The organism is Lentzea terrae (assembly GCF_003265345.1).
Classification (GTDB): Bacteria; Actinomycetota; Actinomycetes; order Mycobacteriales; family Pseudonocardiaceae; genus Lentzea; species Lentzea terrae.
The window spans coordinates 1-14488 of sequence record NZ_QFWW01000006.1; the positions used below are offsets into that span (position 1 = coordinate 1).

The 14488-nt window shown below is 67.1% G+C and carries 15 protein-coding genes and 5 tRNA genes; 5 read left to right on the forward strand and 15 right to left on the reverse strand.

Translation table 11 applies throughout. The annotated features are described in order from the left end of the window. Positions 1-247 precede the first annotated feature (247 nt). The gene (locus DI276_RS09020) at positions 248-691 is read right to left on the reverse strand and encodes a nitroreductase family deazaflavin-dependent oxidoreductase (RefSeq protein WP_112262840.1); all 444 of its coding nucleotides are present in this window, start codon (positions 689-691) and stop codon (positions 248-250) included. On the opposite strand from DI276_RS09020, the gene DI276_RS09025 reads away from it, so the two are divergent. From DI276_RS09025 to DI276_RS09040, 4 genes are all read left to right on the forward strand, one after another. Next, positions 690-1655, forward strand: coding sequence for a lycopene cyclase family protein (locus tag DI276_RS09025; protein ID WP_112262841.1), 966 nt, complete (start codon positions 690-692; stop codon positions 1653-1655). The two genes, DI276_RS09020 and DI276_RS09025, sit on opposite strands and share 2 nt — an antisense overlap. Before the next feature lie 42 nt (positions 1656-1697). Beyond that, complete coding sequence (locus DI276_RS09030) at positions 1698-3374, forward strand: GGDEF domain-containing protein (protein WP_112262842.1); 1677 nt, start codon at positions 1698-1700, stop codon at positions 3372-3374. Positions 3375-3528: 154 nt separating this feature from the next. Next, entirely contained in the window at positions 3529-4593 is a 1065-nt protein-coding gene (locus DI276_RS09035) for a carboxylate-amine ligase (protein ID WP_232836535.1), read from the forward strand. Between the two features lie 85 nt (positions 4594-4678). Then, positions 4679-5476, forward strand: a complete 798-nt coding sequence (locus DI276_RS09040) for an SAM-dependent methyltransferase (RefSeq protein ID WP_112262843.1) — start codon at positions 4679-4681, stop codon at positions 5474-5476. On the opposite strand, the gene DI276_RS09045 is transcribed toward DI276_RS09040, so the two are convergent. The 3 genes from DI276_RS09045 to DI276_RS09055 are packed head-to-tail and all read right to left on the reverse strand — an operon-like array spanning position 5467 to position 8680. Further along, positions 5467-6303 carry a UbiA family prenyltransferase gene (locus DI276_RS09045; protein ID WP_157984593.1) on the reverse strand — a complete coding sequence of 279 codons (837 nt, stop codon included), beginning with the start codon at positions 6301-6303 and terminating at the stop codon, positions 5467-5469. The genes DI276_RS09040 and DI276_RS09045 overlap by 10 nt on opposite strands. Further along, on the reverse strand, positions 6291-7406 hold the full coding sequence (locus DI276_RS09050) for a cytochrome P450 (RefSeq protein WP_112263314.1): 1116 nt from the start codon (positions 7404-7406) through the stop codon (positions 6291-6293). Before DI276_RS09050 ends, DI276_RS09045 begins: the two co-directional genes overlap by 13 nt. Next, on the reverse strand, positions 7406-8680 hold the full coding sequence (locus DI276_RS09055; RefSeq protein WP_112262844.1) for a prenyltransferase/squalene oxidase repeat-containing protein: 1275 nt from the start codon (positions 8678-8680) through the stop codon (positions 7406-7408). The genes DI276_RS09050 and DI276_RS09055 overlap by 1 nt, the downstream gene beginning before the upstream one ends. A 151-nt stretch (positions 8681-8831) precedes the next feature. Between DI276_RS09055 and DI276_RS09060 the strand changes: the two genes are divergently transcribed. Beyond that, positions 8832-9242, forward strand: a complete 411-nt coding sequence (locus DI276_RS09060) for a CBS domain-containing protein (RefSeq protein ID WP_112262845.1) — start codon at positions 8832-8834, stop codon at positions 9240-9242. Positions 9243-9297: 55 nt separating this feature from the next. Here DI276_RS09060 and DI276_RS09065 read toward each other — a convergent pair. The 11 genes from DI276_RS09065 to sufC form a co-directional block, all read right to left on the reverse strand. Beyond that, positions 9298-9372, reverse strand: a tRNA-Val gene (locus DI276_RS09065). Position 9373: 1 nt separating this feature from the next. Beyond that, positions 9374-9450: transfer RNA gene (locus DI276_RS09070), tRNA-Ile, on the reverse strand. Positions 9451-9544: 94 nt separating this feature from the next. Beyond that, positions 9545-9617 (reverse strand) — tRNA-Leu (locus tag DI276_RS09075). Position 9618: 1 nt separating this feature from the next. Beyond that, positions 9619-9692: transfer RNA gene (locus tag DI276_RS09080), tRNA-Leu, on the reverse strand. Positions 9693-9701: 9 nt separating this feature from the next. Next, positions 9702-9774 (reverse strand) — tRNA-Gly (locus DI276_RS09085). Positions 9775-10170: 396 nt separating this feature from the next. Then, the gene (locus DI276_RS09090) at positions 10171-10755 is read right to left on the reverse strand and encodes a hypothetical protein (protein ID WP_112262846.1); all 585 of its coding nucleotides are present in this window, start codon (positions 10753-10755) and stop codon (positions 10171-10173) included. Between the two features lie 230 nt (positions 10756-10985). Next, positions 10986-11453, reverse strand: coding sequence for a hypothetical protein (locus DI276_RS09095; protein WP_112262847.1), 468 nt, complete (start codon positions 11451-11453; stop codon positions 10986-10988). 96 nt (positions 11454-11549) lie between these two features. Next, entirely contained in the window at positions 11550-11942 is a 393-nt protein-coding gene (locus DI276_RS09100) for a metal-sulfur cluster assembly factor (protein WP_112262848.1), read from the reverse strand. Continuing rightward, complete coding sequence (gene sufU, locus DI276_RS09105; RefSeq protein ID WP_112262849.1) at positions 11939-12379, reverse strand: Fe-S cluster assembly sulfur transfer protein SufU; 441 nt, start codon at positions 12377-12379, stop codon at positions 11939-11941. Before sufU ends, DI276_RS09100 begins: the two co-directional genes overlap by 4 nt. Next, positions 12379-13656, reverse strand: a complete 1278-nt coding sequence (locus tag DI276_RS09110; RefSeq protein ID WP_112262850.1) for a cysteine desulfurase — start codon at positions 13654-13656, stop codon at positions 12379-12381. The genes sufU and DI276_RS09110 overlap by 1 nt, the downstream gene beginning before the upstream one ends. A 44-nt stretch (positions 13657-13700) precedes the next feature. Further along, complete coding sequence (sufC, locus tag DI276_RS09115; protein WP_112262851.1) at positions 13701-14474, reverse strand: Fe-S cluster assembly ATPase SufC; 774 nt, start codon at positions 14472-14474, stop codon at positions 13701-13703. Positions 14475-14488 lie beyond the last annotated feature (14 nt).

Below are 14488 nucleotides of genomic sequence, written 5' to 3' on the forward strand. Positions count from 1 at the left end.
AAGGAATACCTCGACGAGGAGGTATTCATATTACTGGCTGTGTTTCGGCACGCTGTTGAGTTCTCAAAGAACACGCGCTCACCGCAGTCACGCCAGCTTTTCGCTGGTTACTTCCGGGGCTTGTGTTGTCAGGGACGTTCCGGCTTGTTTTCCGGCCCGTGTCGCTCTGACTTGGAGAATATTACACGGGGCACTTTCGATCTCCAAATCGGGGGGTCACCTAAGCCTGGAAACGGCCCCTGACCTGCTAGTTCTCGACGCGGAAGACCGGATGCCACGCAGCCTCCGCCTCGAACGCCGAGACCGGGTCGCCGACGCGTGCGTCGAAGAAAGGCCTAGTCACCGGCTCTTTGCGCACATACGCGGCCAACACCGGCGCCGCGACGGCCGCGGAAACCTCCACCAAACGAACCTGACGTGACCTACGTCCCCTTCGCACGACGGCCGAACCGGCGGCACGTGCGTTGCGCACCCAGTCACGAACCCCGTACGGCGCGACGAACCACTCCTGGTCGTCAAAACGCATCAGACGGATGGGGATCGTCCGCTCCAAACCACTGCGTCGCCCACGGATGGACAGCAGCACGTAGTGAGAGGGCGCGATGCCGAGCGAAACGGCGCGAGAGATGACGACGTTGCCGATGCGTCGGATGAGGTGCTGTCGGTAGGTCTTGGCCACAACGTCAATCATGGACCTCGTGTACGACGTGCTCGTGATCGGTGGAGGCCCGGCCGGCCGCGCCCTGGCCCGCGCCTGCGCACACGCAGGCCTCGACACCGCGATCGTCGACCGTCACCCGCACCGCGGCTACACGGCGACCTACGGCGCGTGGGCCGACGAGCTCCCAGCAGGCACGCCCATCAAGACAGAGAGCACGACAGTTCGCGCGTACGCGCGCGAGGAGCACTTGATCCCACGGACCTACGTCGTCCTCGACAACGCACGCCTCCATGAACTGCCACCACAGGTACAGGTCCTCAACGCACCAACGGAAGCGCGCTACACGTTCAACGCCACCGGCGCGCGCAAGGGCCGTGCCGAGCAAACGGCCGTCGGCACGGTCGTCGAGTCGGACAGCACCGAGACCACGCTGATGGACTGGCGTAACGGCGACACGTTCCTCTACACGGTCCCGCTAGGCGACAACCGCATCCTCGTCGAGGAGACCTGCCTGGCTCGCCGTCCGGGCATGCCGTTGAGCGAACTCCGACGAAGGCTCCACGCACGCCTCGAGCCGAGCGGAAGAGAGGAACGCGTCCGCTTCCCCCTCGACGCCCCACGAGCCAAGGGCCTCGCGTTCGGTGCGTCAGCGGGCTTCATCCACCCGGCGACCGGCTACAGCGTCGCCACTTCGCTCGCACTCGCCCCGAAGGTCGCCCAAGCCATCCAGGCAGGCGAACACCCGAAGCACGTCATCTGGTCAAAGCGCGCACGCGCGGTGCACGCACTCAGACAGTTCGGCCTAGAAGCGCTGCTGCGAATGGACGCCGACGAAACCAGGGACTTCTTCGAGCTGTTCTTCCAGCTCCCGGCCGAACTGCAGCGCGCCTACCTCTCCGACCGCGAGGACGTGACAGGTACTGCGGCCGCGATGGCGAAACTGTTCCGCGCAGCACCGTGGCGCCTTCGCGCCAAGATGATGAACACCTGGTGAACCCTATTGGAGCTGCACAACCGCACCGGCACGATTTGAGACGTGCCCGCATTGCTGGATGACGTCAGGTTCGCCTTCCAGCCGCTGTTCAACCTGAACACCGGGGGCGTCGTAGCGGTGGAGGCTCTGGCCCGGCCGCACGACGGCAGCGTGCAGGATCTGCTTCAGGCCGCCTTCCAGGCCGGTCTCCTGGCGAACGCCGACGTCGGCCTCGCCTGCCGCGCCATCCGGTCCGCGGCCGACTTCGACCTGATGCTGCCGTTGCACGTCAACCTGCTCGCGATCACCGTCGCGGACCAGCCCGAGATCATGAGCCCGCTCTACGGCGCTCTCCGGGACGCGGGACGCTCGCCGGACAGCATCGTCATCGAGATCGGCGAACCGTACTCACGCGCCAACCGCGCCCGTCTCGCCCGCGGCATGCAAACGCTGCGCAACAACGGCTTCCGCATCGCGCTCGACTGCGTGGGCGAGGGCGACGTGCCGCTCGGCCTGCTGACCAGCGCCTCGCCCGACTACGTCAAGCTCGACCGCGAGATCGTCCGCACGTTGCCCGGCGACGCCGCGCGAGGTGCGCTGGTGAAGTCGTTGGTGCACCTGGGCGAGTACACGGGCGGCCAGCTCGTCGCGGAAGGTGTGGAGACCGAGGCGGAGCTGACCTACCTGCGCAAACTCGGAGTGGGGTACGCCCAGGGCAAGTACCTCGCGCCGCCGCAGCGAAGACCTGCGGTGAACGCCCGCATCGCGCCGGAGGCCGTCACGGAGACCGGGGAGATCCGCCGCACCAACACGGGTCCCCGGATCACGGCCTTCCTGCACCCCGCCACGACGCTGCCCGAGCACGCCACCAGTGAAGAGGTGCGCGAGGTCCTGGCGAGCCAACCGTCGGTCACCGGCGTCGTGCTCGTCGACGACGAGGGTCGCCCGAAGTGGTCGGTGGACCGCAACCGGTTCCTGCTCGCGGTCACCGGGCCGTACGGGCACGCCCTGCACGCCAAACGAGAAGCCGCACGGCTCGCGGACAAGCCGCACATCATCGGCACGGAATCGTCGGCGCTCGACCTCCTCGACGTGGTCGCGAGCGCGAACCGTGAGCGCACCAACGACGACCTCATCGTCGTGGACCACAACGAGCGGTGCATGGGCGTTGTGCGCGTGGCAGACGTCGTGCGCGGTGTCGCCGAACTCAAGGTCGAACAGGCTGCGGCGCTCAGCCCCCTCACCCGGCTGCCCGGCAGCGACGCGATCGCGAAGGAGGTCGACCGGCGCATCGAGGTCGGCGAGATCTTCGCGGTGTCGTGGCTCGACGTCGACAGCTTCAAGCTGGTCAACGACTCGGTCGGGTTCGCGGCCGGCGACGACCTCATCCGCGAGATAGGGCACGACCTGGCCGATCTCGCGCACGCGTTCCCTGGCGTGCAGGTCGGGCACGTCGGCGGGGACGACTTCCTGATCCTCGCCGGGCTCGACGAAACGGTGCCGCTGAGTGCCCGTTTGCTGGACAAGCCGTACACGGCGGAGGGACGACACATCACCCTCTCTCTTGCGACCCTTATCTGTGCCCCGGGGTCAGTCGGGTCGTATCGCGAGGTGTCGCGGTTGCTGGCGCCAGTCAAGGAGCACGCGAAGTCGCTCGCCGGGTCGAGTTGGGTCATGGGCCGGCCGGGCAGCGAACGACGTGATGTGCTGCGTGGTGTCGCGCAACGCGCGGTGAGCTGAGAAGTACAACCAAACGCCTCCTGTGCGACGACCTGATCACTCATAGCATCGAGGTCGCTACTCAGTGCACAGGAGGTTCGGCGTGCAGGTCGGCAGCAGAACTCAATCGGTTCCCGCACAACGCAGAACCATCGAAGGCCTCCTCACCGTTGGCGTGGAAGAGGAATTCGTACTCGTCGAAGCCTCCACCGGCCATCTGGCCAACCGCGCCAGCGAGGTTCTCACCGGCGCCGACCGCTACCAGGTCGACCTGCAGCCCGAAATCGCGCAGTACCAGGTGGAATCGGCCAGCGGAATCTGCACCGACATGACCGTGTTGCGCGACGAGCTCGTGGTGGCACGCAAAGCGTTGATCGAACGGGCCGCGCGCCACGACGCCAGGCTCGCCGCGACCGGAACTCCCGTGCTGGGCCTGACGATGCCCACGCCGTTGACGAACGCCCCGCGCTACCACCGGATGGCGCAGGAGATGGGCGCGCTCACCAACGACCTCGCGATCTGCGGCTGTCACGTGCACGTCGGGCTGCCGGACGACGAGGCCAAGATCTTCGTGAGCAACCACCTGCGGCCGTGGTTGCCGACCCTGCTGGCACTTGGCGCGAACTCGCCGTACTGGCTGGACGCGGACACGGGCTACGCGAGCTGGCGGTACGTGGTCTGGAACCGTTGGCCCACTTCGGGTGCGCCTCCGCACTTCGACTCCGCGGCCGAGTACTACGCGGCACGGGACGAGATCGTCGCGAGCGGCGCGGCGATGGACGCCGGGATGCTCTACTGGGACGTCCGGCTGTCCGCCCGCCACCCCACGCTCGAACTGCGGGTGTCCGACGTCGCGCCCACCGTCGAGGAAGCGGTCCTGCTGGCCGCTGTGGTGCGCGGAATCGCCGCCACCGCACTGAGTTCCGGTGCCGCGCCGGCACCGATCCCACCGCACCTGCTGAAGGTCGCGATGTGGCGTGCCGCGCGCGACGGCCTGGAGGGCTTCGGGATCGACCCGGTGACCGGCGCGCCGACGCCCGCGGCCACGATCGCGGCGTCGCTGCTGCGCTGGATCCGGCCGGCGCTCGTGTTCGCGGGCGACTACGAGATGGTGAGCGACGGCCTCGACCGGTTGCTGCTCGACGGCACGGGCGCGGCGCGGCAACGGAGGGCGTTCGCGCGGCGCGGACGGCTCGACGACGTCGTCAGATTCCTGGTCGCACAGACTGCACCGGTCTGATAATCCTTCAGGTGATGTTCACCCGTTTGGGCTAATCTTGGTGCTACAGGTGTGCCTCCAAGCCCGGATCCGGTAGTTAGTCTGCGTGGCCACCCCCATCTGGGCGCCGGGAGTGAACAGTCCCGATCAGCCCAACACCGCGCGAATCAGGGACTACTGGCTGGGCGGAACGCACAACACAGAGGCCGATCAGCAGCAGGCCGCACATTTCGTCTCCGCTTCACCGCACCTGCCGTATCTGGTGCGCGCCCACCGGGCGTTCTTGCGACGGATGGTCCGCAAGCTCGCCCATCTCGGCGTGCACCAGTTCCTGGATCTGGGCTCGGGTCTGCCCACCGCGGGCAACGTGCACCTGGCGGCGCCCGACACCACAGTGGTCTACACCGACATCGACCCGTCAGTCGCGGCGATGAGCCGGGACATCATCGCCGGCGTCAACGGGGTCACCTACCTGTGTGCTGACTTCTGCGAGCCTACGAAGGTGCTGGAGTCGGCTGAAGTGCGCGAGACGCTGGATCTCGCGCTGCCGGTCGCCCTGCTGGTCGTGGACGTGCTGCATTTCGTGCCCGACGAGAAAGAACCACACAAGCTTCTGCACACCTACATGGACGCGCTGGCGCCGGGCAGCTACCTCGGGCTGTCGCACACGTTCCGTGACCCGTTGCAGTCCGCAGTGGGCTTCTTCAGCTCCATGTACACGGATCCGGTGCCGGAGTTCGCCTACCGCGACCGAAATCAGATCGTGTCGTTCTTCGACGGCCTGGAGGTCCTGGGTTCCGGCGTCGTGCCACTGCCGCTGTGGGAACTGGACCAGAACGAGCAGGACCTCAACCCCGAGCACTTCCCAGGCCTGGGCGGGCTTGGCAGGAAGCGTCAGGACTGAGCCAGCAACGGGATGGCGGCGAGCACCACGGTTCCGACCACTGCGACCGGAAAGCCGTAGCGCAACATCAACCGGGTGGTGGGCAGCCAGCGGGCGAGCAGGAACGCCCCGCTCGCCGCGACTCCAACGATCGCCCAGGCCAGGCCGAACCGCAGCCACAGCCCACCGCCTAGCAGTAGCAGACCTGCCACCGTCAACTGAGTGGCGGCATTGACCGTGTGCCGGACGCCGTAACGAACGGCCGGCGTGATCGAGCCAGCCAGGGCATCGCCCTCCCGGTCGGGCACGGCCCACCACAGCCCACGGCCGACGGCGAGCGTGGTGACACCGGTGAACACGAGCCAGACGGCCGCGTCGGCATGTCCCCCAGCCGCCGCGTAAGCAGTCACGCTCGGCAACAACCACACGGCGACACCCATGACCACCGGGCCGGCATACCCACGACGCTTGAGCCGCACCGGTTCGAGGTTGTACGTCAGGTACAGCAGGATCATCAGCCCGATGCCCGACGCCGCGCGCCAGGAGACCGCGGCGGCCAGCGCCAGTGCGACGATCATCTCGATGATCGCGAGTTCCAGCACCCGATGTTCGCCGATCTCCAGTACCGCGGTGGCGACGCGCCGCTTCCCCGACGTGACGAGGTCGTTGCGAACGTCGGCGTACGCGTTGAGCACGTTGGCGGCGACGGTCACCATGAGGTTCGCGAGCACCACGAGTACCACGGCGAGGTCGAACTTCGTTGCGTAGCAGGCACCCCACGCCGCGCAGCACGCGTAGTGCACGCCCAGCGGATGCTCCAGTCTGTGGATGGAGATCAACGCCGACACGTGGCCACCATCGCGAGGCTCGGCGGGGGCGCCATCGCGGCGCCCCGCAGCTGGGGTGCGCAGTGGCGGGGTACGTGGAGCCGGATGCGCCGATGTCGCAGCAGCGCCGTGACGATCATCCGGATCTCCAGCAGCGCCAGGTCCCTTCCCAGGCAGTGCCGCACTCCCCCGCCGAACGGGAAGAACGCCCCCGGCCGCTGTTGCCCACCGAGGAACCTGGCCGGGTCGAAGTTGTGCGGATCGGCGTAGGTCGCGGCGCGGCGGTGCGCGAGGTAGATGCTCGGCGTGATCGTCATACCGGCGTCGCTCATCCGGTTGCCGGCGAGCGTCGCGGGCGGGGACAGCCGGAGCGACTCCATGATCGTGGCTTCGAGCAGGGCAGCGTCGCCGCTGAGGATCTTGTCCGCGAGTCCCGGCGACCGGTCGATCCAGAACACCGTCCACGCCGTGGCCGAAGCCGTGGTTTCGTGGCCAGCGAACAGAAGTGACACCACCTGGTCGCGCAGATCTTCCTGCGGCAGGTAGGCGGCGAGCGCGGGTGGTTCGGCGGCTTTCGCGCGGTGCAAGAGCCTTCGGTCCAGCTCGGGGTCGAACCTCGTGGTGCCGGGCGCGAGGTAGCGGTGCGCGAGGGTGCGGACGCGGCTGCCGAGGCGGCGGTCGAGCCAGCGGGTGAACGCGGTCAGCAACTCGTCGTCGTCCACCCCGAGGACGATGCGGCCGATGATCCGCAGCGTCAGCCGGCGAGTCCACGCGGCGAGCCCGACCGGGTCACCGCTGGGCAGTTTGGCGATCGAGCGTCCGACCATCTCATCGATCAGCGCCTGATATCTGTTGCCGCGCAACATGGGTGCGAGGGCGCGGCGGTACGCGGTGTGCTCCTCGCCGTCGAGCCACAGCACGGAACGGTGGCCCAGCAACGGACTCAGCGTGCGGCTCGGCGGGTGGCGCAGGTCGCGGTCGTGGCGGAACAACGCGGCCATCACGTCCGGATGCCAGACGAGCCAGCGGCGGTCCCTGAGCTTGACCAGGCCGTCCTGGTAGTCCTCGACCGAGTCCAGGAACGGGATCAGCTGCAGCGCGAACCTCAGCTCGGTGCGGTTCATCAGCACACCGCGCACGCGAGGTGGAGCGCTGCCATGCCTTCGGCCTGCACGATTCTCGTTGGCGTGTAGAGGTCTTTGTCGTGCCACAGCGGCGGGTGTGGGCGGTCTCCCCACTCACGCATGAACTCCGCGCCGCGGATCATCGCCTCGGTGACGTCCTGCCGCGAGTGCGACAGGATCCTGATGGCGTACGCGGTTTCCTCGTAGGTCCCTTCCCATCTGCCCCACGAGCCGTCGTCTCGCTGTGTCTCCAGCACCCAGTCGACCGCCTTCTTATTGCCTCGCAAGGCATTCGTCACGCACGCGGTCGCGTAGTAGGCCGAGGCGTGCCACTTGTCGAGCCAGAAGCCTTCTGGTCGCTGCATGTCGCGCAGCCACTCCTCCAGTTGCCGATCGTGGCCGAGTGCCTGGAGCACGTGGGCGTTCGTGCTGGTCGACGGGGTGCGCTCGTTCAGGAAGCAGGCGAAGTGGCGGGCTTCCCGGTAGCGGTGGAGGGCTTCGGTGGTGCGCGGGCTGTCGCACAACGCAAGAGCGTGCAGTGCGGTGGCGGTGTCGTCGGCGTCGGCGGGAAGCCCCGGTCCGCCTGCCGCGCCGTCTTGGGTGAACGCGGCTTTGATCCGGTCGAGCATGGGATCGGGGACGTCGAGGCCCGCGGACTTCAGGGCGACGATGATCCAGGAACGTTCGAAGAGAGGGACCGGAACACCTGCGGGGACGGGACCACCGTGGCTGCGCTGGACGGTGTCGAGGTAGTCGAGGCTCGCGCCTGGCCTGGGGCCTTGCAACTGGACAGCGGTGGCGGCGGGGCTGGCGGCGACGATGCCGTTGACGGTGGTGACCTCGGGGCGGGGACCGAAGATCTCCAGGGTGTGCCAGAGCTTTTCCGGCAGCGGGCGTTGTCTGAGTGCGTGCAGCGGATGTGGGTCGAGCGGTGTGCGCAAGCCGAGTCTCTCGGCGAGCGCGGGCACGATGAGCTCGACGGCGACCGTGTCCGGCAGCTTCAGCGGGCGTCTCAGCAGCTTGTGCAGCGCCTCGAGACCTCTGCGCGCTGCTGGGTGCTCTCTGAGCGCGTCAACGGCGCTGAGCGTCGGGACCAGCGCGTATTCGCCGGGTCCTCCCCACGTCCCGTCGGAGTGCTGAGTGTCTTGGAGGTAGCGAATTCTGGCTTCGTTCCCCGTGAGCCACGGGGCCAGTGCGACGAGCCTGCCTGTCTCGTACACAGATGGTGAAACGCCGGTCCAGGGATCGTCGGACAGTTCCGCCAACAGCCTCATCGCGGCCCCCGGAGATAGCAACTGCGTAACTATATGACCACAGAGAGTAGCACTTCGGGCTGTTGGACCCGCAAGCTTTACCCGTTCAGACGACCAATCTGCGGAGTGGTTCAGCCAGGCGGATCCTGAAAACGGCGCGAGAGGAGGAGTTGTGACCAAAGCGCGCGAGATCATGCACCCCGGAGTGCAGTGTGTGGACGAGGACGCGAGCCTCGTCGAAGCCGCACGCATGATGCGGGACCTCGACGTCGGATCCCTGCCGATCTGCGGCAAGGACGACCGGCTGCACGGGATCATCACCGACCGCGACATCGTGATTCGTGCCGTTGCCGCCGGGATGGATCTTTCGACGACCCGTGCCGGTGAGTTCGGCGGCCACGTCCACTGGGTCGATGCCGAGGACTCACTGGCGCACGTCCTGGAGACGATGGGAGACAACCAGATCCGGCGGTTGCCGGTGATCGAGAACCACCGGCTGGTCGGGATGGTGTCGGAGGCGGACCTGGCGCGGCACCTGCCGGAGGACCAGCTGGCTTCGTTCGTGGAACGCGTCTACGCCTGAACGCACGCCGCAGCCCGCCGGGATCACGGCGGGCTGCGGCTTTGTGCGGGAGGTGTGGTCGTCCGACCAGGTTTCGAACCTGGGACCCTCTGTTTGTAAGACAGACGCTCTTCCGCTGAGCTACCGGACGGTGGTCGTCCCGCCAGGACTTGAACCTGGGACCTACCGCGTATCAGACGGACGCTCTCTCCAGCTGAGCTACGGGACGACAGTGGAAGACGAGGGTGTCGAACCCTCCAGGGCGATCTTGCAAGGATCACCTGCGCGCCGGCGCGTCCCCCGATGCAGTTGTGGTGGTGCAGTGCCCTCACCAGGATTCGAACCTGGACTGGACGCGTTCTGAGCGCGTTGCCTCTGCCGTTGGGCTACGAGGGCGTGCGGATCCGGGGAGTCGAACCCCGACTGTCATGGCCCTCAACCATGTGCCTCTGCCAGTTGGGCTAGATCCACTTCAAAGCGAGCGGCCGGAGGGCATCGAACCCTCTGCTTCGGTTTGGAAGACCGACGTGTCCGCCGAGTTCACCACGACCGCGTGTGTATTTGGTTGTGTCGCACCGACGGAAGGAGTCGAACCCTCGGGAAACGGGTTTGGAATCCGTTCCGCTTCCGAAGCTCGTCGGCATTGATACCGCGCAAAAAGAAAACCGCCCATGGTTTCCCGTGGGCGGCTCCGAGGTCATGACCTGGGGATCAGGTCATGGCGTGGAGCCCCACGCCAGCGCCAGCAGCACGCCGGCGACGAAGGCGAGAATTCGCCAACCCGCAAGCTCCGCCTTGGCAAGCATGTCTTCCTCCGGTTGATCTCTGTCGTTCGTGATGGGATCAAGTTAGGTGACGGCCGGACAGGGTCGCAACGCATTTAATCGAGTTCGGTGTGGTGTCCCAAAGGGTAGGAGCCTCCCTTTCAGGCGGCCCCTCCGCGCAGATATCAGGGCAAGATGGTGGCGGTCGCTGCCTCGAGCCGGAGCGACTGGCTGGTGGTGCCCGCGAACCTGGTCTGGGCCGGACCGACGCAGCCGTAGCCCTGCCGCCCGTAGTTCTGGCCGTGCGCCTCGTTGCAGGTCCAACGGGTCGTGTGACCGAACTTGAACCCCTCCATCCGGAGGAACTGGCCGGTCGTGCCGATCGCGAACTCCCGCGCGTCGTCCGCGCAGCGCAGGCCCTGCCAGCCGTAGTCCTGGCCGTGTGCTTCGGCGCAGGTCTTGCCGCCGGTGTTGTAGCCCACGATCAGGATGGCTTCGAGGCGCCGGAACTCGCCGGTGGTACCTGCCCAGGCCCAGTCGCCGTCGTCGCTGCAGTCCGCGGCCTGCCAACCGTGGTCCTGCACGTGCCCGGCGAAGCAGACGACGGGACCGGCCGCGGCGGTGAAGATCGGAAAGGCGGGCCTGGTCCGCCACGCTTCGGCGCTGATTCCGGCAGGCGGTTTCTCGGTGTCCGCGTTGGCTGGCGCGACCACCAATCCGGCAAAGGCGAGTGCGGTCGTCAAGCACACCGCGATACGTCTGATGAGCATTGTCTGCACCTGACTTCAAGAGTAGGAAATGAACCCGTGAAAGAAGTCGGGCATGCGCGTCTACCGGCCGCTACCTGCAACGATGCGTCCGCCTTGCGAACAGAAGGCGTGAACCGGAATCCCCCATGGCCCCCAGCAAGCATCATCCACCATTCCAGGTGGGTCCGAGGTCGTCACTAGGGCTTTCGGCCTAATAATTGTTTGGACAAAACAAAACGGGAACTGGGTCCTCAGTTGATCGGCGTGCGCAGTTCGGCCGCGCGTGCGGCGCCGAACCGGGCCGTCTGGAAAGCGAACTTCAGCGGCACGGCCGACTGCGGCCCGCCCGGATCGTCGGAACTCAGTTCGGCGGTCGCGCGGTCGTCGTTCAGGATGAGCTTCGTCAGCTGGGGCCTCGTCTGCGTGACGGTGGTGGTGCCGTCGGCTCTCACGTACTTGCTCGACGTGTTCACCGTGACGAGGCCTTGCTCGACCATGAACGACATGATGCTGCGGCCCGTGCCGGAGCGGAGCTGGGCGGGATCGGCCTTGGCCCGCAGCACGTACACGGTTGCGCGCGGGCCGGTGGGGAGTGCGGCCGCCAGCTGGTCCTCGGTGCTCGTCAACGCGTGTTTGCGGAGCTCGTCGAAGCGGGCGAAAGCGCTGCTGGAGATCAGTTCGAGTGCTGCGTCGCGGTTCTTGGCGTTGACTGCTGCCACGTAGAGGTCGGAGCGTAAGCGAGCGAGGTCGCCGCAGGAGGCCGAAACAACGAAAAGGCGCGCACCCCGAGCGGGGTGCGCGCCTGGTCGAGCCGATCAGACGGTGAAGCCGAGCGCCCGCAGCTGCTCGCGGCCGTCGTCGGTGATCTTCTCCGGACCCCACGGCGGCATCCACACCCAGTTGATGCGGAAGTCCTTCACCAGGCCGCCGCCGGCGCCACCGGTGAGAGCCGCCTTCGTCTGGTCCTCGATGACGTCGGTCAGCGGACAGGCCGCGGACGTCAGCGTCATGTCGATGGTGGCGATGTTCTCCTCGTCGACGCGGATGTCGTAGACGAGGCCCAGGTCGACGACGTTGATGCCGAGCTCTGGGTCGACGACGTCGCGCATCGCCTCTTCCACGTCGTCCAGTGCGGCGACATCGGCCTTGGGCTCGAAGACCGGCATGCCTTCCGCGCCGCGAACGACCTCTTCCGACTCGGTGCTCATGCTGCTCCCTGGCTTCGTGCTACTGCGTCCTTGAACGCCATCCAGCCCAGCAGCGCGCACTTCACGCGCGCCGGGTACTTCGCGACGCCGGCGAAGGCGATGCCGTCCTCCAGGACGTCCTCGTCGGGCTCCACCTGGCCGCGGCCCTGCATCAGCTCGACGAAGGCGTCCATCTTCTTGAACGCCTCGCCCACCGGCTTACCCACGACGAGGTCGGTCAACACCGACGTGGAGGCCTGGCTGATCGAGCAGCCCTGGCCGTCGTAGGAGACGTCCTGCACCACGTCGTCGACCACGTGGACGCGCAGCGTCACCTCGTCGCCGCAGGTCGGGTTGACCTGGAACGACTCCGCGTCGTAGGGCGAGCGCAGGCCTCGGCCGTGCGGGTTCTTGTAGTGGTCCAGGATGATCTCCTGGTACATCTGCTGGAGCTGCATCAGGCCACCCCGAAGAACTTCTGCGCTTCGCGGACGCCGTCGACCAGTGCGTCGACCTCGTCCAGCGTGTTGTACAGGTAGAACGTCGCGCGCACCGACGACTGGGCGTTCAGGCAGCGGTGCAGCGGCCACGCGCAGTGGTGGCCGACCCGGACGGCGATGCCCAGGCTGTCGAGCACCTGGCCGGCGTCGTGCGGGTGGACGCCCTCGATCTCGAACGGCACGGCGCCACCGCGGTCGACCGCGTCGGACGGGCCGATCAGGCGGACACCCTTGATGCCCGAAAGACCTTCCAGCGCGGCAACGGTCAGCGCGTGCTCGTGGGCGTGGATTCGTTCCATGCCAACGACCGACAGGTAGTCCACCGCGGCACCCAGACCCACGGCCTGGGACGTCATCGGCGAACCGGCCTCGAAGCGCTGCGGCGGCGGTGCGAACGTCGAGCCCTCCATCTTCACCAGCTCGATCATCGAGCCGCCGGTGATGAAGGGAGGCAACGCTTCCAGCAGCTCGCGACGTCCATAGAGGACACCGATGCCGGACGGGCCGAGCATCTTGTGGCCGGAGAACGACGCGAAGTCGATACCCAGCTCGTGGAAGTTCACCGGACCGTGCGGAACCGACTGGCACGCGTCCAGCACGGTCAGCGCGCCGACCTTCTGCGCCGCGGCGACGAGCACGTCGACCGGGTTGATCACACCGGTCACGTTCGACTGGTGCGTGAACGCGACGACCTTGGTGCGCGGCGTGATCACGCTGTCCACATCGGACAGGTCGAGGCGACCGTCCGGGGTCAGCTTGAACCACTTCAGGACCGCGCCGGTGCGCTGGGCGACCTGCTGCCACGGCACGAGGTTCGCGTGGTGCTCCATCTCGGTCACGACGATCTCGTCACCGGGGTTGAGCACGAACCGCGCGGCCTCGGGGCCTGCGGTGGCGGCGTTGCCCATCGCGTACGCCACGAGGTTGAAGCCCTCGGTGGCGTTCTTCGTGAACACCAGCTCGCCGAAGTCGGCGCCGACGAAGTCCGCGATGCGCTGACGCGCACCCTCGTACGCGTCGGTCGCTTCCTCCGCGAGCTGGTGGGCACCCCGGTGGACCGCCGCGTTGGCGGTCTGCAGGAATGCCTTCTCAGCGTCCAAAACCTGCGTCGGGCGTTGCGAGGTGGCGCCGGAGTCCAGGTAGACCAGGCGCTTCCCGTCACGAACGGTGCGAGACAGGATCGGGAAGTCCGCTCGGAGAGCGGTTACATCCAGTGGTGCTGCGGTGGTGGTCACAGCGCCGCCTCCTCGAAACCCAGAATGATTCAACACTGCGAACGTCAGGAAAGGGCTGCGGCTTCCTTGGAACCGGTGTACTTCACGTAACCCTCAGCCTCGAGCACGTCGGCCAGCTCGCGACCACCGGACTCGACGATCCGGCCGTTCGCGAAGACGTGCACGAAGTCGGGCTCGATGTACTTGAGGATCCGGGTGTAGTGCGTGATCAGCATGACGCCGACCTCGCCCGAAGCCTTGTAGCGGTTGACGCCCTCGGACACGACGCGCAGCGCGTCGACGTCCAGACCGGAGTCGGTCTCGTCGAGGATCGCGACCTTCGGCTGGAGCAGGCCCAGCTGCAGGATCTCGTGGCGCTTCTTCTCACCGCCGGAGAAGCCCTCGTTCACCGAACGCTCGGCGAACGCCGGGTCGATGTCGAGGTCGGCCATCGCGCCCTTGACCTCCTTGACCCACGTGCGGAGCTTCGGGGCCTCGCCGCGGACGGCGGTGGCGGCGGTGCGGAGGAAGTTCGACATCGAGACGCCGGGCACCTCGACGGGGTACTGCATCGCGAGGAAGAGGCCGGCGCGGGCGCGCTCGTCGACGGACATCTCCAGGACGTCCTCGCCGTCGAGCGTGACGGTGCCCGAGGTGATCGTGTACTTCGGGTGACCGGCGATGGCGTAGGACAGCGTGGACTTGCCGGAGCCGTTGGGGCCCATGATGGCGTGGGTCTCGCCCGCCTTGATCGTCAGGTCGACGCCCTTGAGGATCTCCTTGGGGGCGTCCTCGCTGACGACCGAGACGTGCAGGTCCTTGATCTCGAGCGTGGCCATGACTACCTGTATCT